The following is an 18,618-nucleotide window of genomic DNA, read 5'->3' as shown; positions in this document are numbered from 1 at the left end:
GCCGTTTCGCCGCCCGCGGTCGGCCCCCTGTGCTTGACTTGATCAACCGAGGGCCGCGGAGGTGGTGACCGGTGGCGTGGGGGCGGACGGGGTTCGGCGCGTACCTGCGGCGGACCGAGGGGAGGTTCGCGCTGGTGGCGGCGCTCGTCGCCGGGATGGCCGCCGTGGTCGGCCTGGTCGGGACCGCCGCCGTGCAGTCCAGGCAGGCGCTGCTGGACGACGCGCTCGACCGGCGGGGCGTGCTCACCTCCGCCGCGCTCGACACCTACCGCGCCTTCGCCGACGCCGACGCCACCTCCCTCGACGCCGTGCTGGTCGACGAGCAGCGCTCGCCCGCGTTGCAGCGGGAGTTCCGGGAGAGCATCTTCGACGCCGTGGACGCCCTGCGGGTGGCCGCGACCCGCGGCGGGGGCGGGGATTCGGCCGACCGGGTGCGCGCGCTGACCGACCTCGTGCCCGAGTACGTCCACCTGGTCGAGACCGGCTGGAGCGCCGCCCGGGTCGGGCACCCGGTCAGCACGTCCTACCTCTCCCAGGCCTCGCACCTGCTGCGGCGCACGATCCTGGAGGACGCCGACGGGCTGCATACCGAGCAGGTCGGGGCGCTCACCGCGGCCCAGCGCGACGCGACCGGGCACGCCTGGGTCGTCTACCTGCTGGGCGCCGCGCTGCTCGCCTTCCTCCTCTGGGCGCAGCGGTTCCTGTTCCGCCGCACGCGCCGCAGGGTCAACCTCGGGCTGCTGGCGGCGACCGCGCTCACGCTGGGCGCCCTGCTGTGGCTGCCGATCGCGCTGGCGGTCGCCGCGGGGCACGCCGAGGACAGCATCGTGCAGCGGGAGCGGGTGGTGACCCCGCTGGCCGAGGCCCGCAACGTCGGCCGCTCCGCCGACGGCAACGAGGCCCGCATGCTGATCTACCCGGCCGTCGGCGACCTCGCCGCGCTGGCGTCCGACCTGGCCACCATCGGCCGCCTCGTCGACGAGGCCGGGGTGATCGCCGGGCCCGGCCCCCAGCGCGGGCGCATCGACCAGGCGGCCCAGGCGGTGCAGCAGTGGGTGGCCGCCGACCGGGTCCTGCTCGAACCGCCGGACCCGCCGCTGTCCTACCCGGAGACCGTCGCCGTCGTGACCCCGCCGACCGGCGCGGCGAAGTCGCCCGCCGAGCAGGTGGACGAGCACCTGACCGCGGCCATCGACGGGTACACCCGGGCGTCGGCGGAGGCCACCGCGGCCGCGCGGGCCGCGCTCGGCGGGCTGGACGTCGGGTTCGCGCTGCTGCTGGCTGGGGCGGCCGTCGCGGCGGTGGCCGGGATGTGGCCGCGGATCGCGGAGTACTACCGGTGAGGGCCGCGCTGGTGCTCGTCGCCCTGGCGCTGGCCGGGTGCTCGGCGACCGCGCCCGCGCAGCGGGAGGACCGCGCGGCCCCGGTCGTGCTGCCCGCCGGCTACCACGACCCGGGGATGGCCGCCGCCCCGGTGCCCGAGTGCGAGACCGCCGAGGGCAAGGCCCGCAACGACCCGCGGCGCACGCTCAACCCGGCCGCGCTGCGCCGCGACGCCGAGGGGCGGTTCACCGGCCCGGAGCTGGCGCGCATCCGCCGGGAGGGGCTGGTGGTGGGGGTCAGCCCGACCGCGCCGCTGTTCAGCAAGCGCGACCCGGTGACCGGGCGGATGGCGGGCCTGGAGATCGACATCGTCAACCGCATCGCCGCCGAGCTCTTCGGCCGCCCGCTGGCCCCCGACGACCCGCGGCTGCGGCTGGTGGCGATGCCCACCGGCAGCAGGCTGCTGGCCCTGGCCACCCCCAAGAACGCCGCGCTGCGCCGGGGCGACCCGAAGCTGGCCGAGGTGCCGATGGTCGACATGGTGGTGGCGAACGTGACCTTCACCTGCGACCGGGTGGTCAACCACGGCGTCGTCTACTCCACCCCGTACGTGCGCACCACCGCGGGCATCCTGCACCGCACCGGTGGCGAGCGCGCCACCGAGCTGGCGGACCTGTCCGGCCGGAAGGTGTGCGCGGGCTCGGCCACGACCAGCATCGCCGACCTGCTCGCCGCCCGGTCGAGCACCGGGCTGCTGCCGGTGTCGGTGCCCGACTCCAGCGACTGCCTGATGCTGCTGCAGCGCGGCCTGGTGGACGCGATCTACACCGACACCCAGGTCCTGCAGGGCCTGAGCCTCCAGGACCCCGGCACCACCCTGGTCGACCTGGGCACCGGCGGCGGCCTCGCAGGCGTCGTCATGAGCGGCGAGCACCCGGACCTGATCCGCTTCGTCAACGCCGTCCTCGCCGAGATGCGCGCCGACGGCACCCTCACCGCCAGCGCCACCCGCTGGTTCGTCCACGAGGTGCGGGCAGCAGGCATGCCCGACCTCGGCCCCCTGCCCACCCTGCCGCCGATCACCTACGTCGACTGAGGGATCACGGCTCCTCCACCGTCTCCTCCGCCGCGGCCAGGCCGTCGCGGCGCCAGCGGAGCTTGACCTCCAGCTGGCCCTGCACGCCGGTCCTGGCGATCACCGCGCCGACCTCGGCGTCCAGCTTGACGCCGAACTTCAGCTCGACCTCGTCCGGGGCGCGGGTCATCTCGGCGAACTGGGACAGGGCGGCCGCGGCGGCGTCGCGGACGCCTGCAACCGCCTGCTCGAAGGTCGCCCGCGCCTCGCCGAGCACCCGGCCTGCGCGGCCCGCGCGGGCGACGCCCGCCGGTTCCCGCACCTCCACCAGGATCGAGCCGCCGTCGGCCAGGGGGAAGCGCACGAGTTCGGAATCGGTCACCGGGGCTCCTCGGGGGTCACGCGGTCAGCGGGGTGCGGCAGTCGCCGCAGTAGAGGGCGTTGGCGGGCCACGTCCGGGCGCAGGTGGGGCAGGTGCGGTCCGGCGCGTCCGGGTCGGCGGGGGCGGTGGGCAGGGTCGCGGGGCTCATGCTGGAGACGACCGAGCCCATCGCGGCCGAGAGCAGGTCCTCGGCGGCGAGCCCGTCGCGCAGCCGGACCACGCCGTCCGCGGGGTCGCCGACGACCTCGACCAGCCGCGCCAGGCGCACGAGCACCTTGTCGTTGCCCAGGGCGGTGGCGATGGCGACCGCGCGGCCCCACTCGCGGGCCGCGCCCACCAGGTCGCCCGCGTCGTGGGCGTCGCAGCCGCGCAGCACCGCCTGGCCCAGCTCGGCCTGGTCGGTGTAGTGGGCGACCTTGGGGTCCAGGACGCTGGAGAGCTTCAAGTCCGCCGTCCAGCGCGCGAAGACGTTCGCGGGCGGGCAGGCGCGCTCGAACTCCGCCGCCCCCGCCGCGCGGACCTCCAGGTCCACCCGCGCGATGCGCACGTCGGCGTCCAGCTCGGCGTCGGTGGAGTCCACGGTGAGCCGCAGGTGGTACTCCCGGCTCTCCGCGCCCCACGACCCGGTGGGGAACGCCGTGGCCCGCGCGTCGAGCCCGTCGCCTGCCAGCGCGGCCTCGGTGGGGTAGGTCTGGCGCAGGAAGTCCAGCCGCGCCCGGTTCGTCGTGCGCACCACGATCCGCGCCTCGGGGACGGTCTTGGCCATCGCCGCCGCGGTCATGGCCGCGAAGTCGGCCACGAGGTCGTCGTGGTGGCGCACCGCGTCGGCGGTGCCGTGCAGGGCCTCGGCGATGCGCAGCAGCTCGCGCTTCTCCCAGTCCGCGCCGATGCCGCGCGCGTCGCAGGTGAACACCCGCGCGCACAGCGCCAGCTCCAGGCCGAGCTTGCGGTCGTCGCGGTAGTTGATGCCGTCGGTGAGCAGCAGGACGTGCCGGATGGCCCCGGGGTGCGGGTCGAGCAGGCGGCGGGCCAGCTCCAGCCACTCGCCCATCCGCGTGCCGCCGTTGGCGACGAGCCTGCGCACGGCCTGCTTCGCCTCCATCCGGGTGAGCGCGCCCGCGCGCGCCAGCTCCTGCTGCGGCGGGTAGACCGACCGGGCCAGGTGGGTGCCCTCGACCACGGCGAACAGCGCCCCGTCGCGCAGCGCGTCGATGGCCGCGCACGTCGCCCGCTGCGCCGCGGCGATCTTCGTCGGCGGCGCCGACATCGACCCGGAGCAGTCGATCGCGATCACCTGGGCCACCGCGGGCGCGGCGGCGGGCGCCCCGTCCGCCCCGCCGTCGGCGGTCACCGTGATGACGGCGTGCATCTCGTCGTCCGCTGTGGACAGGTAGCGGTTCTGGCTCACCGCGAGGTGGAAGTCCGTCATCTCATCGGCCCCCGTCGCTCATCGGAAGGTCACCGGCCGGTACCGGTTGGCCAGGTCGACCAGCCGGGACCGCTCGGCGCGGGTGTCGGCCTGCCGGGCCAGCGCCCGGTAGGACCGCTCCAGCCGCCGCCGCAGCCCGTCCTGGCCGTCGCCGCCCGCGGCCACCGCGGCGGCCAGCTCGGCCTCGTGCACGGCGGTCTCCAATCGCACCCGGGACTGGCCCGCGGGCGCGCCGCCGTCGAGGTAGAGCTGGGCCAGCCGCTCGGCCGCCGCGGCCAGGTGCGCCCGCGACGGCGGCTGGTAGGGGGCGAGCACGCCGCTGAGCACGCGGACGGCGGCGATGCGCGCCGCGTCGTAGTAGCGCGAGGCGGGCGGCGTCTCGTCCAGCAGCGCCACCGCGCCGTCGCGGTCGCCGTCGGCGAGCCGGACCCGCGCCAGGCCGAACACCGCGCTGACCACCGTCGCGTCGCGCCGCCACACCGCCAGGTACCGGGACTCGGCCTTGGCGAGGTCGTGGTGGAACTCGGCGCAGTAGGCCAGGGCGAGCTTCGGCGCGTCCTCGCCGGGCAGCTCGGCGCGCACGTCCGCGAAGGCCGCCGCGGCGAGGGCGATCTTGGCCCCGGTCAGCGCGATGAGCCCGTCGTGCCAGCGCAGCCGCCAGTCGCGCCCGTCCAGCAGCTCGCGCGCCTGGGCCAGGCTCGCCGCCGCGGCGTCGAGGTCCAGCGCGGCCAGGCCCGCCCGGCAGCGCAGGAACGCCGTCTCCGGCGTGCGCAGGTCGGCCAGCCGGTCGAGCAGCCTGCGCGGGTCGTCGGCGTCGGCGGCGGCCAGCACGTCGGCCGCCGGGTCGTCCGCGGTGGGGCGCGGCACGGGCAGGCCGACGGCGACCGCGGTGGGCGCGGGCATGCCCAGGTCCAGCGGCGGGGCCGCGGGCCGGTCCGCGGCCCAGCGGCGCAGGTCGGGGACCGCGCCGAGGCCGTCGTCGAGCAGCGTCGCGGTGTGGGTGAACCGGCTCGACGGCTCCGGCCGCGGCACGCCGTCGCGCAGGGACGCGATCTCCCGCAGCACCCCGCGCAGCTGGTCGGCCATGTCGGCGGCCGAGGCGAAGCGCCGGTCCGGGTCGGCGTGCAGGGCCCGGGCGCAGACCAGCTGGAAGGACTCGACGCCCTCCGCGATCCGCCGCAGCTCGCCCTCGCCCGCCTGCCCCGGCCGGTCGATGGTGGCGAGCTGGAGCCTGCGCAGCAACTCGCCGACGGTGTGCAGGTCGGACTGCACCGTGAGGCCGCGCTCGGCGATCTCGGCGTCGGGCACCTGGTAGCCGCGGGTGAGCACGACCTTGCCGGAGCGGTCGCCGACCCGCCGGACCGCGCCGAGGTCGATCAGCTTGATCCGGTTGGCCCGCTCGCCGTGCCTGCCCGAGCGCAGGATCACGTTGTCGGGCTTGAGGTCGCAGTAGAGCAGCCCGCGCTCGTGCAGGTACTCGAAGGCGGCCAGGACCTGCAGCCCCGCGGCGATGACGTGCTCGGTGCGCAGCGGCTCGCCCATCGGCGGGTTGCCGCCGCGCGAGCGGGCCACGACCTCGTTGAGCCCCAACCCGTCCACGTACTCCATGACGATGTACGTGCGCGGCGCGCCGGTGCGGGCGTCGGGGTGGCTGACGAAGTTGAAGATGCGGACGATGTTCGGGTGGTCGATCGTGGTCAGCGCCTGCCGCTCGGCGGTCGCCAGATCGGCGTCGGCGACGTCGATGAGTCCTTTGAGGACGACCGGGTTGTCGTCCAGGTGGGTGTCCCTGGCCAGGTAGATCCAGCCGAGCCCGCCGCGCGCGAAGCAGCCCACCACCCGGTACTGGTCGGCGACGAGGTCCCCGGGCTCCAAGCTGGGCAGGAAGGAGAAGGGTGCGCCGCAGGCCAGGCAGTACCCGGAGGACTGCGGCGGCAGGGCGGTCGGGTCCGGGCACCCCTCCGCCGCGCACCGCCGGACCCGCACCGGCACCTGCGGATCGGTCAGGATGCGGCTGGTCGGGTCGGGGAAGTCGAAGACCGGCAGCGACAGCGGGTCCGCCCCCCGGGACCGACGGCTGCTCGGCGAGCTCACCTCCGCAGCGACCCGCGTCGAGACCACCGCACTCCCACCCGTCTGGGCTTGGTGCCCGCAGGCGTCGCAGTAGCCGGTCTCGTCGATCCCCCCGTCGCACCCCGGTCGCACGCAGGTCGTCATGGGCATCCTCCTTCCGCAGGCGTTGCGCCCACCGCGGTGCAGGCAGTCATCCGCGTCCCCCTTCCGCGAGGGCCTGTCGCACGGCGTCCTGGTAGGCGCGGGCTGCGGCGTGGGCGGCGGGGAGGTCGACCGGGTCGGCCGCCAGCAGGGCGTGGACCCGGGCCAGGGCGGTGGCGATGCCGATGTGCTCCACCAGGCCGCCGTCGGTCGCCTTCGCCTGCCAGGCTGCCAGGAGGCCGCGCAGGTCGGCGGTCTCGTCCTGCTGCTGGAGCCGGGCCTCGCGCGCCTGCTCGGCGCGGGTGATGGCGCGGTCCAGCCGGGGCAGGCGGTCGGCGACGAGCGCGTAGTCCGCCGCGGCGGCGCGGCGCAGGGCGCTGAGGCTGATCCGCAGCCTGCTCGCCGTGGTGTCCGCCCCCAGCGCGGCGATGCGCCCGGCGAACCCGTCGAGCCGGGCGGTGACGGTGTCCCTGGCCAGGGTGTGGGCCCCGGAGGGGTCGGCCCCGCGCACGCCGACCACCAGCCGCGCGCCGCTGGCGACCAGGGGCCGGAGCACCGAGTCGAGCAGGGCCTGCGGTTCGCCTGCCTGGTCAACGCCGTCGGCGATGATCGTCATCGGCGGGGTGCCCGCCTGGATGCGCTCGGTGCTGGAGCCGTGCACGTCCAGCCCGGCGCGGTCCACGATGCGCCGCGACACCTGCTCGGCGGTCAGCCCCTCGACGTCGATGGTGAGGTCCGGCCCGGCGCCCGCGGTCACCACGGCGTGGCGCAGGGCGTCCAGCGCGTCCCCGGCGACGACGAGCACGCCACCCCCGTCCGCCCGCCGGGCCAGCCAGTCCAGGATCGGCCGGACCGCGGCGGTGGAGCCGGTGGGCGCGGTGGCGGGCGGGTCGATGCCGTCGTCGCCGACCACCCACTCCGACACCAGCGGCAGGTGCGCCTCGATCGCGGCGACCGGCAGCATCCACGCCAGCCCCGCGCCCTCGTCGGTGTACTCGCTGACGACGATGCCCAGCACGTCCCCGGTGGCGTCGTCGGCGACCCCCGAGCCGCTGAACCCGGCGCGGACCCGCTGCTCGCCCTCGGCGCGGCGGTTCATCTGCAACCACTCCGACCCGGCGTGCGCGGCCAGCCGCATCCGCGCCCACACCCCGATGTCGAGCCCCTCGCCGCGCGGGTAGCCCAGCGTGTGCACGTCCCGGTCCCAGGCCAGGGCGACCTTGCGCAGCGTCGCCACGGCCGAGGGCGGCTGGCTGGCGGCCAGCCGCAGCACGGCGACGTCGCCGCGGTCGCCCCGCGGCGGGACGCACGCCAGCACGGCGGCGGCGCTGCTGGGCGCGCCGGGCAGGGCCACGAGGTCGACGGCGAGGTCGCCCGCGTCGAGCACGACGTGCGCGCAGGTGACCACGTGGTCGGGGTCGACCAGGACCCCGGCCCCGAGCACCCCGCCCTGCCCGCGCACCCGCACCCGCCAGCCCTCGGCGCCGTGGGCGAAGGGGCCGGTGACCATCCCCGCACGATAGGGCGGCCGCGGCCCCGGTGATCACCGTTCGACCAGGCGGAACCCGTTCGGCCTAGCGGCGGTTTGCTCGACCGTGCTAACTTTTGCTTGTGCGAGCAAAATCGGTGACCGAGCAGGCGCGGCGCAACCAGATCGTCGCGGCGGCCATCGCCGTGCTGGCCGAGCAGGGCTACGCGGCGACCTCGTTCAAGCAGATCGCGGCGCGGGCGGGGCTGAGCAGCACCGGCCTGATCTCCTACCACTTCGCGGGCAAGCAGGAACTGGTCGACGCGGTCTTCGCCGAGGTCAAGGCCGTGTTCACCGCGTTCGTCCTGGAGCGGATGGACCGGGGGGAGACCGCGGCCGACGAGCTGCGGGCCTTCCTCGTGGCGAACCTGCGCTTCCTGGCCGGGCACCGCGCGCACGCCTTGGCCCTGCACGCCGTGCGCCCGCACGTGTCGGCAGGCACCACGGCCGACGAGGACCACCGGAAGATGGCGGACCTGCTGCGGGCGGGCCAGCGCGCCGGGGAGTTCCGGGACTTCGACGCCGAGGTCATGGCGCTGTTCGTCATGGCGCTGCGCGACGGGGTGCTGACCCGGCTCGGCGACGGCGCGGAGGTCGACCTCGACCTCTGCGAACGCGAGCTGGTCACCGCGGTGGGGCTCGCCACGACGAGGGGATGACGGCATGCGTCGGGCAGGTCTTGCGGCAGCAGCGCTCATGGTGCTGACCGCGTGCGGGGAGAAGGGGGACGACGGGATCGCCACGACGGACACCGGGCAGGTGCGGGGTGTGGTCCACGCCGACCACACTTTGTTCCAAGGGATCCCGTACGCCAAGCAGAGCCGGTGGGCAGCCCCCGAGCGGGTCGCGCCCTGGGAGGGCGTGCGCGCGGCGACCGAGCCGGGCAGCCCGTGCGCCCAGGCCGGATCGTCCTATTCGGACACTCGATCGACCAATGAGGATTGCCTGTTCCTCAACGTCACCACCCCGTCGACCACCGGCAGCCGCCCGGTGATGGTGTGGGTGCACGGCGACGGCGCGGTGGGGGCGGGCCACCACTTCCCCGCACGGGCCCTGGCCACGCGCGGGGACGTCGTCGTGGTGACGATCAACTACCGGCTCGGGGTCTTCGGCGGGTTCGGCTACCCGGACCTGGCCGGGTCGGGCGCCTTCGGTCTGGCCGACCAGCGCGCCGCGCTGGACTGGGTGCGCCGCAACGCCGCCGCGTTCGGCGGCGACCCGGGCAACGTCACGGTGTTCGGGGTGTCCTACGGCGCGTCGTCGGTGGCCGCGCACCTGGTGTCGCCCGCCTCGCGCGGGCTGTTCGACAAGGCCATCATGCACAGCGGGTTCGCGCTGGTCGACCTGCCCGCCGAGGCGTGGTACCCCGGGCTGGAGGCGCTGCCGTGGCTGGCCTGGCGCGACCAGGCCGAGATCGCGGGCATCGGCCAGGCGATCGGGGAGCAGCTGGGCTGCCAGGACCTCGACTGCCTGCGCGCCCTGCCCACCGAGGCGCTGCTCGACCACCCCCAGGTGATGAACATCTTCCAGCCCTACGGCTTCGGCGGCCCCGACCTGCCCGCCGTGCCCGCCGAAGCCTTCGCGGCGGGCGAGTTCGCCCGGGTGCCGGTGCTGGCGGGCAACGCCCGGCACGAGCACCGCGGCCTCGTCGAGCTGTTCCGCGGGCCGGTGTCGGCCGAGGACTACCCGCGCCTGCTGACCGCGGCGTTCGGCGACCGGGCCGCCGAGGTCGCCGCGGAGTACCCGCTGAGCGCGTTCGAGAGCCCGAGCCGGGCGTGGGCCCAGGTGCTCACCGACCGGGTGTGGGCGCGCGCCACCCACCGCCAGCACGAGCTGCTGTCCCGGCACACCCCGGTCTACGCCTTCGAGTTCGCCGACGAGGCCGCCTCCCCCGAGGGCGCGACCCACAGCAGCGACATCCCGTACCTGTTCCCGGAGGGCGACGACGCGCCGGAGCTGTCCGACCTGATGATCCGCTGCTGGACCGCCTTCGCCCGCACCGGCGACCCCAACGGCGACGCCCTGCCGCCCTGGCCCGCCTTCGCCGAGGGCGGCCACGTCCAGCAGCTCGCCCCCGGCGCGGTCACCGGCGTCGACTACCGGCGCGAGCACCGGCTCGACTTCTGGCCGCCGCTGGCCCCCTAGCCCACCGAGCAGGGGATCCCGTTGAGGGTGAAGGCGTTCGGCGGCACGTTCGGGCCGTGGTAGGCGGCGACGAAGCCCGCGTTCACCGTGGCCCCCGGGGCGATCGTGCCCGGGTTGGCCGCGGTGACCGCGGCGCCGGTCTGCGTCCAGGTCGCGCTCCACCCGCTGTCGACCCGCTGCCACGTGGTGGGCCAGGTGAAGGCCAGCGTCCAGTTCTCGACCGGGCGCGTGCCGGTGTTGGTGATGTCGATGCTGCCGACGTACCCGTTGCCCCAGTCGTTGGCGTCGGAGAACACCACCCGGCAGGTCGAGCGCGCGGGCGCGGAGGTGGTGAAGGTGAGCGGGGGAGAGGCCCAGGAGACCCGGCCCGCGCCGTCGCGGGTGATGAGGTTGACGGTGTAGGTCGTGCTCGGGGTCAGGTTGCGGGCGGTGAAGGTCGTGCCGGTCGTCTCACCCCACTGCTCGGTGCGCGCGCCGACCTGGCGGTGCACCTCGTACTTGAGGCCGGGCGCCGCCGCGGGCCAGGTGAGGGTGGCGGTGCGGTCGGTCACCTCGGCGGCGGCCGGGCGGGGCGCGGTCGAGCCCGGGGCCGCTGCCGCGTCGAGCCGCAGGACGGTGATCGAGTAGGGCGCGACGGCCACCGACCCGCTGTCGCCCGTCGTGCGCGTGATGGCGGTGTCGCCGTTGCCGTAGCTCAGGATCTCCGCGGGGCCGGTGCGGTCCACTGCGACGGTCTTGGCGTTGTCCGGGTCGCGGTTGACCAGCATGACCGCCAGGTCGCCGTCGGGCTTGCGCACCGCGTGCGCCCGCAGCATCGGGTCCGACGAGGTGGCGGTGACGAACTGGTCGCCCGGCTCGGCGAAGCGCGACACCAGCGCCAGCGCGTGGTACGGCGCGAACGGCGTGTTCAGCGGCGGCTGGCACACCGCGCCGTCCGGGGTGCAGCTCCCGCTGGAGAGCAGGCCGAAGTCCTCGTAGTCGGTCTGCCCGGCCACCGTCGTGACGTTGCCGATGCCGTTGTGCACGTTCCACCAGTCGATGTTGAACACGCCGTGGGCGAGCATGGTCGCGTAGGCGTCGGCGGCGAACAGCGCGCCGGGCTGGGTGTTGCGCCCGTAGTTGGTGTTCAGCTCGGTGAACGCGATTTCGAGGTCCTTGCCCGCGTACCGGGCGATCTGCTCGCGCGCCAGCCGCAGCATCACCGGCACGCGGTCGACGCTGGCCAGCATCTCCGCCGCGCCCGCCGGGTACCAGTGCAGGATCACGAAGTCGATGTCCGCGCCCGCCACCGACAGCACGACCTCGTTCCACGACCCCGCGTCGCCGGCGGCGGTGATGCCGTCGGGCCACTCGCCCGGGGTGGTCAGCACCGCGCCGACCTTGATCGTCGGGTCCACCGCCTTCATCGCCCGCGCGTAGTCGCGGACCAGCCCCGCGTACCCCGCGGGGCTCTTGTCGGGGTGCTCGTCGGCCTCCCACTCCGCGCCGTAGTGGCCGTTGCCGTAGAGCTCGTTGCCGATCTCCCAGTACTCGACCCCGTAGCCCTTCTCGACGTTGGCGTAGCGCACCCAGCCCGCGGCCTCCTCGGGCGTGCCGGTGCCGTAGTTCGCGGTCACGATGGCCTGCCCGCCCGCGCGGCGGACCCCGGCCATGAAGGTGTCGAAGTCGGTGTTCGGCGCGACGTAGCCGCCGGGGGCGGTGTGGTCCTCCCAGTGGTAGATGTCCGAGTACGACCCGCCCGGGTAGCGCATGGCCTGCACACCCGCGTCGCGCAGCAGGTCGGCCACCTCCGGGGCGCCCAGCTGGCTGTCCCAGATCGCGTGGTTGACCCCGATCCCGACGTCGCCGACGGGCTCCAGCCCGGCGCGCAGGTCGACCGACACCGCGACGGCGGGCTCGGCGAGGGCGGGCGGCGCCGTGAGGAGGGCGGCGGTGAGGGCTAAGACGAGCGGGGCGACGCGACGGCTCATCGGCGTTCCTGTTCGGCCAGGCGACTGGGAGCGCTCTCAAGACTGGGGGGACACGCCCGGGGTTGTCAACCTGCGCCCGTCGGGGCGGGGTGGCAGGATCGCCCGGTGATGGATGCGCAGCGGATCGCGGTCACGGGGGTCACCGGCAGGCTCGGCGGGCGGGTGGCCCGGCGGCTGGCCGCGGCGGGCATCGCCCAGCGGATGCTCGCCCGCGACCCGTCCCGCTGCCCGGACCTGCCCGGCGCGGCCGTCCACCGCGCCGAGTTCGGCGACCGCGCCGCCGTGCGCGCGGCGCTGGCGGGCGTCGACGTGGTGCTCATGGTCTCCGCGTCCGAGTCCGCGGACCGGGTCGAGCAGCACCGCGCGTTCGTCGACGCCGCAGCCGACGCGGGTGTCGGGCACCTGGTCTACATCTCGTTCTACGGCGCGGCCCCCGACGCCGCCTTCACCCTGGCGCGCGACCACTGGGCCACCGAGGAGCACATCCGCGCCACCGGCCTGGCGCACACCTTCCTGCGCGACAACCTCTACGCCGACTTCATGCCCGGCCTGGTGGGCGCCGACGGCGTGATCCGCGGGCCTGCGGGCGACGGCCGGGCGGCGGTCGTCGGTCAGGACGACATCGCCGAGTGCGCCACCGCCGTCCTCACCGACCCCGGCGCCCACATCGGACAGACCTACGACTTGACCGGCCCGGAATCGCTGACCCTGCACCAGATCGCCGAGATCATCACCGAGGTCACCGGCACCCCCGCGACCTACCACCCCGAGACGGTCGAGGAGGCGTACCAGTCCAGGGCGTCCTACAACGCCCCGGACTGGGAGGTCGACGCCTGGGTCTCCACCTACACCGCCATCGCCCGCGGCGAGCTGGCGGCGGTGACCGACCACGTCGAACGCCTCAGCGGGCGCCCGGCCACCCCGCTGGCCGGGGTCCTCGCTACCGCCGCGGGCCGATAGCCAGCCCGGCGACGAGCGCGGCCACCGGGATCAGGCCCAGCACCAGGCTCACCCCGGCGCTGCCGCCGGTCACCAGCGTGAAGTTGGAGACGACCAGCCACAGGCTCACCAGCAGCCCGACGACGGCGGCGATCGGGGCGACCACGGTCGGCCAGACCCGCCCGGCGCGCGCTTCGGGGGTGCGCTGGAAGAAGGCGACCACCGAGACCGAGGTCAGCAGCATCAGCAGGACCATGCCCACCGTCGCCACGCCCGCCATCGAGCCGAAGACGCCGACCAGCGGGTCGAGCCCGACGAGGGTGAAGACCAGCACCAGCACCAGCGCGGTCCCGGTCTGCACCACCGAGGAGAACGCGGGCGAGCCGTGCCGGGCGTGGACCCGGCCCAGCGGCGCGGGGAAGGACCCGCTGTTGGCCAGGGCGAACTGGTAGCGCGCGATGACGTTGTGGAAGGACAGCACGCAGGCGAACACGCTGGTGCACAGCAGCACCTGCATCACGTCGCGCAGGACCACGCCCAGGTAGGTGCCCGCCGAGTCCAGCAGCAGGTTGCCGCCGCTGCTCAGCGCCTCGTTGGCCACCGCGTTCGCGCGGTCGGCGCCGATTCCTTCGATCAGGCTCCAGCAGGAGATCGCGTAGAACACCCCGATGATGACGACGGCGAGGTAGGTCGCCCGCGGGATGGTGCGCTCGGGGTCGCGGGCCTCGTCGCGGAAGACCGCGGTGGCCTCGAAGCCGATGAAGCCGGTGAGCGCGAACAGCACCGCGATGCCCAGCGGCCCCGAGGTGATCGCCTCCGGCGTGAACGACTCGCCGGTGATCCCGTTGGCCCCGCCGGTGGCGATGATCGCGGTGTCGAGCGCGACGACGATGGCGATCTCCAGCACCAGCGCGACGCCGAGCACCTTCGAGCTCAGCTCGATGTGCCGGTAGCCGAACAGCCCCACGATCACCACGCCCGCGATGGCGAAGACCCACCACGGGATCGACGGCCCGCCGTAGTAGGCCACCAGATCCCCGATGGCCCAGCCGAAGTAGCCGTACATGCCTACTTGGATGGCGGTGTAGGCCACCAGCGCCACGTACGCCGTGCCCATGCCCGGCCTGCCGCCGAGGCCGCGGGTGACGTAGGAGTAGAACGCCCCCGCCTCCTTGACGTGCGGGGTCATGGTCACGAAGCCGACGGAGAAGACCAGCAGCACCAGGGCGGCGATGACGAACCCGATGGGCGCGCCCGCGCCGTTGCCCGAGCCGATGGCCAGCGGCACGTTGCCGCCGATGACGGTCAGCGGGGCCGCGGCCGCGATGACCATGAAGACGATGCCGCCGGTGCCGAGCCTGCCGGAGAGCCGGGACCGCCCGGCTGCCGCGGCGTCGGGTGCGGTGGAGTCCCCCGGGGCGGGGGAGGCGGTGGTGGGGGTGCTCATGGTCGGTGGTCCTCACGGGAAGGGGCGTAGAGGCCGGGGCGGCGGTCGGTGAGGTACGGGTTGTCCCGCTGGGCCTGCCGCACCGCCTCCGGCCGCACGTCGGCGACGAGCAGCCGGGCGCCGTGCTCCACCCGGTCGAGCACGTCGCCGTTGGGGGCGATGATGCTGCTGCGGCCCACGTAGTCGAGCGAGCCCTCGGCGCCGTCGTGGTTGATGTAGGCCAGGTACACCTGGTTCTCCCACGCCCGGGTGCGCACGAGGTGGTCGGCGGTGAACTCGAACGGGGTCATCTGCGCGGTGGGCACCGCGACCAGGTGGGCCCCGGCCAGCGCCGCGGCCCGGACCGGCTCGGGGAACTCCACGTCGTAGCAGATGAGCAGCGCGATGGTCAGGCCGTGGAACTCGGTGGTGCAGACCAGGTCCTCGCCGGGGGCGAAGTAGCGGCGGTCGAGCTCGCCGAACATGTGCGTCTTGCGGTAGCGGGCGGTGACCCGGCCGTGGTCGTCGATGAAGTACGCGCTGTTGTAGTAGGCGCCCCCGTCGTGCTCGGGGGCGCCCAGGACGATCCCGACCCCGGTCCGGGCGGCGATCTCGGCGGCCGGGCCCACCAGGTCCTCGTGGGCCAGGGTGTGCACGGCGTCGCCGATGTCGTAGCCGGTGATGAACATCTCGGGGGTGATGAGCAGCCGCGCCCCGGAGTCGGCGGCCGCCTGCGCGGCCTGGTCGAGCACGGCGAGGTTGGCAGGCACGTCCGCGGGGGCGCTGGGCGTCTGGAGCCCCGCGATGCGGACTACCTCGGGGTCGGTCATGCGGAGCACTGTCGATCGTGGACCGCAGGCCGGGCAAGTGACGATCCGTAAAGGGTGCCGTGTGTTCGACGACACAGTGTCAACGGCCGTGGCAATCCCCGGTCGACCCCGCTGCGGTGGGTCACCGCGCCCCCTCGGCGGGCGCGGCCTGGTCGTAGGCGAGCACGGCCAGGTGCAGCGACAGCCGGGTCTCCGCGTCGGCGATGTCGCGGCCGAGCACGTCGGCCAGCCGCTTGAGCCGCGCGTACACCGCGGGCCTGCTCAGGTGCAGGGCGCGGGCGAGCACGGCGACGTTGCCGTTGGCGGCGAGGTAGGTGCGCAGCAGGTCGAGCAGCTGCTCGTCGCCGTGGTGGCGGGCGCGGTGGCTGAGCAGCGGCTGCAGCTGGAGCTCGGCGAAGCGGTGCAGCCGCGGGTCGCCGCGCAGCGACCACAGCAGGCCCCGCGCGCCGATGTCGCGGCTGCGGTAGACCTCGCGCTCGTCGACCCGGCCCGCGGCCACCACGTCGGCGATGTGGGTCGCCTCGGCCAGCGCGGCCGACAGCCCGGTCAGCCGGGTCGCGGGCTCGGCGGCGGCGACCGCGGTGCCCGGGGGCAGCCGCGGCCGGGCGGCGGCCAGGAACGACCGCACGGCCGCGGGCTCGTCGGCCTCGGCCGGGACGGCGAAGACCACCGCGCAGCGGCCGGGCCCGGTGCGCCCGGTCAGCGCGGCCCGGCCCTGGGCGCGGGCGGTGGCGGTCACGACGTCGAGCACGGTGCGGTCGAGCGCGGGCCGGTCGGGGGCCGCCCGGTCGGCCGCGACGACGAGGACGGCGTAGGCGCGGCCGGTGCGCAGGCCGAGCGCGCGCAGCCGCGCGCCCATCGCCCGCTCGTCGGTGAGCTGCCCGGCCAGCAGGTCGCGCAGCAGGCCGCCGTGGGCGTCGGCGGAGACGTCGCGGCCCTCCCCGCGCAGCATGCGGGTGATCGCCAGCGTGTCGGCGGCGCGTTCGAGCACCGCGGCGAGCTGGTCGGTGTCGGCCACCGCCAGCGGCACGACCAGCCTGCCCCAGCGGCCCCGGCGCGGGCCGACCGGCGTGCACAGCCACCGCTCCGGCCCCGCGACCGCGGTCTCCCCGCCCGCCGCGGCCAGCCGCGAGCGGGCCTCCCAGTCGCGCAGCAGCTCGTCCGGGCGGGTGGTGCCGCTGAAGGCGACCGCGTGGTGGGCCAGGTCCTCCAGCACCACCGGGTGCCCGCCGAGGGCGCTGGCCTTGGCCAGGATCTCCTCCACCTGCGCACCCTCGACCGTCAGCGTCGTGAACACCTCGTTCACCTGCTGGGTGAACCGCAGCCGCTCGTGCTGGACGTTGAGGATGCGGGTGTGCACCGCCTCGGTGATCTCCACGAACCGCACGGTCCGGCGCAGCTCGACCAGCGGCAGCCCCAGCCGCCGGGCGGTGCGCACCATCGCCTCGGGCAGCGCGGGCAGGTGCCTGCCCAGCTCGACCACCAGCCCGCTGGCGCCCGCCTCGCGCAGCGCGGCGACGTAGGCGGCCAGGTCCACGCCCGGGTCGGCGGCGACGATGCCGGTGGACAGCAGCAGCTCGCCGCCCTCCAGCGTCCCGGCGACGTTGGCGATCTCGCTGACGTGCACCCAGCGGACCGGCCGGTCCAGCGCGTCGTCGCCCGCGCGGACCCGCGGGTCACCGGCCTGCACTGCCGGTGTGGCGAGGACGTCCGCCACGGTCGGGTACACGGGCCGGACCCTAGCACGCACCGCTTTACACACCGTCGGCCCGCGAACTTGATCAGCGCCATTGTGTAACTGGTTCCGACCGGCCCTCCGGCCCGACGCTTGAGGCATCCGACAGGAGGGACAGTCGATGACCGCGGAGATCGTGGGGCACTGGATCAACGGCGCCGAGCTGGCCGGCGGGTCCGGCCGCGCCGCCGACGTGTTCGACCCGGCCACCGGCAAGGTCGCCCGGCGGGTCGCGCTGGCGGGCGCGGCCGAGGTCGAGCAGGCGGTGGCGGCAGCGGCGGCGGCCTTCCCCGGCTGGCGCGACACCTCCCTGTCCCGGCGCACGCGCATCCTGTTCGCCTTCCGGGAGCTGCTGGAGGCGGCCAAGGACGAGCTGGCCGAGCTGATCACCGCCGAGCACGGCAAGGTGGTCTCCGACGCCCAGGGCGAGGTCGCCCGCGGCCTGGAGGTCGTGGAGTACGCCTGCGGCATCGGGCCGATGCTCAAGGGCGGCTACACCGAGAACGCCTCGACCGCGGTGGACGTGCACTCCATCCGCCAGCCGCTCGGCCCGGTCGCGGTGATCAGCCCGTTCAACTTCCCGGTCATGGTGCCGCTGTGGTTCGTGCCCATCGCCATCGCGGCGGGCAACACCGTGGTGCTCAAGCCCAGCGAGAAGGACCCGTCGGCGGCGCTGCTGCTGGCCCGGCTCTGGCAGCGGGCGGGCCTGCCCGACGGGGTGTTCACCGTCCTGCAGGGCGACAAGGAGGCCGTCGACGGCCTGCTCGACCACCCCGCGATCAAGGCCGTCTCGTTCGTCGGCTCCACCCCGGTGGCCCGCTACGTCCACCAGCGCGCCAGCGCGGCGGGCAAGCGGGTGCAGGCGCTGGGCGGGGCCAAGAACCACATGGTGGTGCTGCCCGACGCCGACCTCGACGTGGCCGCCGACGCCGCGGTGAGCGCCGGGTTCGGCTCGGCGGGGGAGCGGTGCATGGCGATCAGCGTGGTCGTCGCCGTCGGCGCGGTCGCCGACCCGCTGGTGGCCGCCATCGCCGAGCGGGCCCGCGGCCTGCGCACCGGCGACGGCAGGCGCGGCTGCGACATGGGCCCGCTGGTCACCGCCGAGCACCGCGACCGGGTCGCCGGGTACGTCGGCGAGGGCGAGCGGGCGGGCGCCGAGGTCGTCATCGACGGCAGGCACGTCGAGCCCGACGCCGACGGCTCCGGCTTCTTCCTCGGCCCGACCCTGCTCGACCGGGTGACACCGCAGATGTCGGTCTACACCGACGAGATCTTCGGCCCGGTGCTGTCCGTGGTCCGCGTGGCGACCTACGCCGATGCCCTGGCGCTGGTCAACGCCAACCCCTACGGCAACGGCACCGCGATCTTCACCACCGACGGCGGCGCCGCGCGGCGCTTCCAGAACGAGGTCGAGGTCGGCATGGTCGGCGTCAACGTGCCGATCCCGGTCCCGGTCGCCTACTACTCCTTCGGCGGCTGGAAGGACTCGCTGTTCGGCGACACCCACGCCCACGGCGCCGAGGGCGTGCACTTCTTCACCCGGGGCAAGGTCGTCACCTCCCGCTGGCCCGACGGCGGCCAGCGCGGCCTGAGCCTGGGCTTCCCCCGCAACGACTGAGGAC

General features: G+C 75.1%; 14 protein-coding genes. 6 read left to right on the top strand and 8 right to left on the bottom strand.

What is annotated here, in order from left to right; all coding sequences use genetic code 11:
- Positions 1-71 precede the first annotated feature (71 nt).
- Both ACWEPX_RS12275 and ACWEPX_RS12270 read left to right on the top strand, forming a co-directional pair.
- Positions 72-1,343, top strand: coding sequence for a hypothetical protein (locus tag ACWEPX_RS12275; RefSeq protein WP_451897180.1), 1,272 nt, complete (start codon positions 72-74; stop codon positions 1,341-1,343).
- Complete coding sequence (locus ACWEPX_RS12270; protein WP_451897179.1) at positions 1,340-2,419, top strand: transporter substrate-binding domain-containing protein; 1,080 nt, start codon at positions 1,340-1,342, stop codon at positions 2,417-2,419. The genes ACWEPX_RS12275 and ACWEPX_RS12270 overlap by 4 nt, the downstream gene beginning before the upstream one ends.
- A gap of 4 nt (positions 2,420-2,423) precedes the next feature.
- Here ACWEPX_RS12270 and ACWEPX_RS12265 read toward each other — a convergent pair whose 3' ends face one another.
- Genes ACWEPX_RS12265 through ACWEPX_RS12250 form a run of 4 tightly spaced genes read right to left on the bottom strand, consistent with a single transcriptional unit; the run spans position 2,424 to position 7,933 of the window.
- Positions 2,424-2,780 (bottom strand): CU044_2847 family protein, encoded by a 357-nt coding sequence (locus tag ACWEPX_RS12265; protein ID WP_451897178.1) that lies wholly within the window; start codon positions 2,778-2,780, stop codon positions 2,424-2,426.
- A 16-nt stretch (positions 2,781-2,796) separates the two neighbouring features.
- The gene (locus ACWEPX_RS12260; protein ID WP_451897177.1) at positions 2,797-4,209 is read right to left on the bottom strand and encodes a VWA domain-containing protein; all 1,413 of its coding nucleotides are present in this window, start codon (positions 4,207-4,209) and stop codon (positions 2,797-2,799) included.
- An 18-nt stretch (positions 4,210-4,227) separates the two neighbouring features.
- Entirely contained in the window at positions 4,228-6,426 is a 2,199-nt protein-coding gene (locus ACWEPX_RS12255; RefSeq protein ID WP_451897176.1) for a tetratricopeptide repeat protein, read from the bottom strand.
- Positions 6,427-6,472: 46 nt separating this feature from the next.
- Positions 6,473-7,933 carry a S1 family peptidase gene (locus ACWEPX_RS12250; protein WP_451897175.1) on the bottom strand — a complete coding sequence of 487 codons (1,461 nt, stop codon included), beginning with the start codon at positions 7,931-7,933 and terminating at the stop codon, positions 6,473-6,475.
- Positions 7,934-8,034: 101 nt separating this feature from the next.
- On the opposite strand from ACWEPX_RS12250, the gene ACWEPX_RS12245 reads away from it, so the two are divergent.
- A complete protein-coding gene (locus ACWEPX_RS12245) occupies positions 8,035-8,610 on the top strand; it encodes a TetR/AcrR family transcriptional regulator (protein ID WP_451897174.1) in 576 nt (191 codons plus the stop codon).
- Positions 8,611-8,614: 4 nt separating this feature from the next.
- Entirely contained in the window at positions 8,615-10,096 is a 1,482-nt protein-coding gene (locus tag ACWEPX_RS12240) for a carboxylesterase/lipase family protein (protein ID WP_451897173.1), read from the top strand.
- Here ACWEPX_RS12240 and ACWEPX_RS12235 read toward each other — a convergent pair.
- Positions 10,093-12,066, bottom strand: a complete 1,974-nt coding sequence (locus ACWEPX_RS12235; protein WP_451897172.1) for a cellulose binding domain-containing protein — start codon at positions 12,064-12,066, stop codon at positions 10,093-10,095. The genes ACWEPX_RS12240 and ACWEPX_RS12235 overlap by 4 nt on opposite strands.
- 108 nt (positions 12,067-12,174) lie before the next feature.
- On the opposite strand from ACWEPX_RS12235, the gene ACWEPX_RS12230 reads away from it, so the two are divergent.
- Positions 12,175-13,026 carry an SDR family oxidoreductase gene (locus ACWEPX_RS12230; protein WP_451897214.1) on the top strand — a complete coding sequence of 284 codons (852 nt, stop codon included), beginning with the start codon at positions 12,175-12,177 and terminating at the stop codon, positions 13,024-13,026.
- On the opposite strand, the gene ACWEPX_RS12225 is transcribed toward ACWEPX_RS12230, so the two are convergent.
- From ACWEPX_RS12225 to ACWEPX_RS12215, 3 genes are all read right to left on the bottom strand, one after another.
- The gene (locus ACWEPX_RS12225; RefSeq protein ID WP_451897171.1) at positions 13,007-14,452 is read right to left on the bottom strand and encodes an APC family permease; all 1,446 of its coding nucleotides are present in this window, start codon (positions 14,450-14,452) and stop codon (positions 13,007-13,009) included. The two genes, ACWEPX_RS12230 and ACWEPX_RS12225, sit on opposite strands and share 20 nt — an antisense overlap.
- Entirely contained in the window at positions 14,449-15,261 is an 813-nt protein-coding gene (locus ACWEPX_RS12220) for a carbon-nitrogen hydrolase family protein (RefSeq protein ID WP_451897170.1), read from the bottom strand. Before ACWEPX_RS12220 ends, ACWEPX_RS12225 begins: the two co-directional genes overlap by 4 nt.
- Positions 15,262-15,382: 121 nt before the next feature.
- On the bottom strand, positions 15,383-16,990 hold the full coding sequence (locus tag ACWEPX_RS12215; protein WP_451897169.1) for a PucR family transcriptional regulator: 1,608 nt from the start codon (positions 16,988-16,990) through the stop codon (positions 15,383-15,385).
- A 127-nt stretch (positions 16,991-17,117) separates the two neighbouring features.
- Between ACWEPX_RS12215 and ACWEPX_RS12210 the strand changes: the two genes are divergently transcribed.
- Entirely contained in the window at positions 17,118-18,614 is a 1,497-nt protein-coding gene (locus ACWEPX_RS12210; protein WP_451897168.1) for a CoA-acylating methylmalonate-semialdehyde dehydrogenase, read from the top strand.
- The last annotated feature ends 4 nt before the right edge of the window (positions 18,615-18,618 follow it).

Source organism: Actinokineospora sp. NPDC004072 (assembly GCF_053604195.1).
This window is presented reverse-complemented; position numbering and strand designations above follow the sequence as displayed.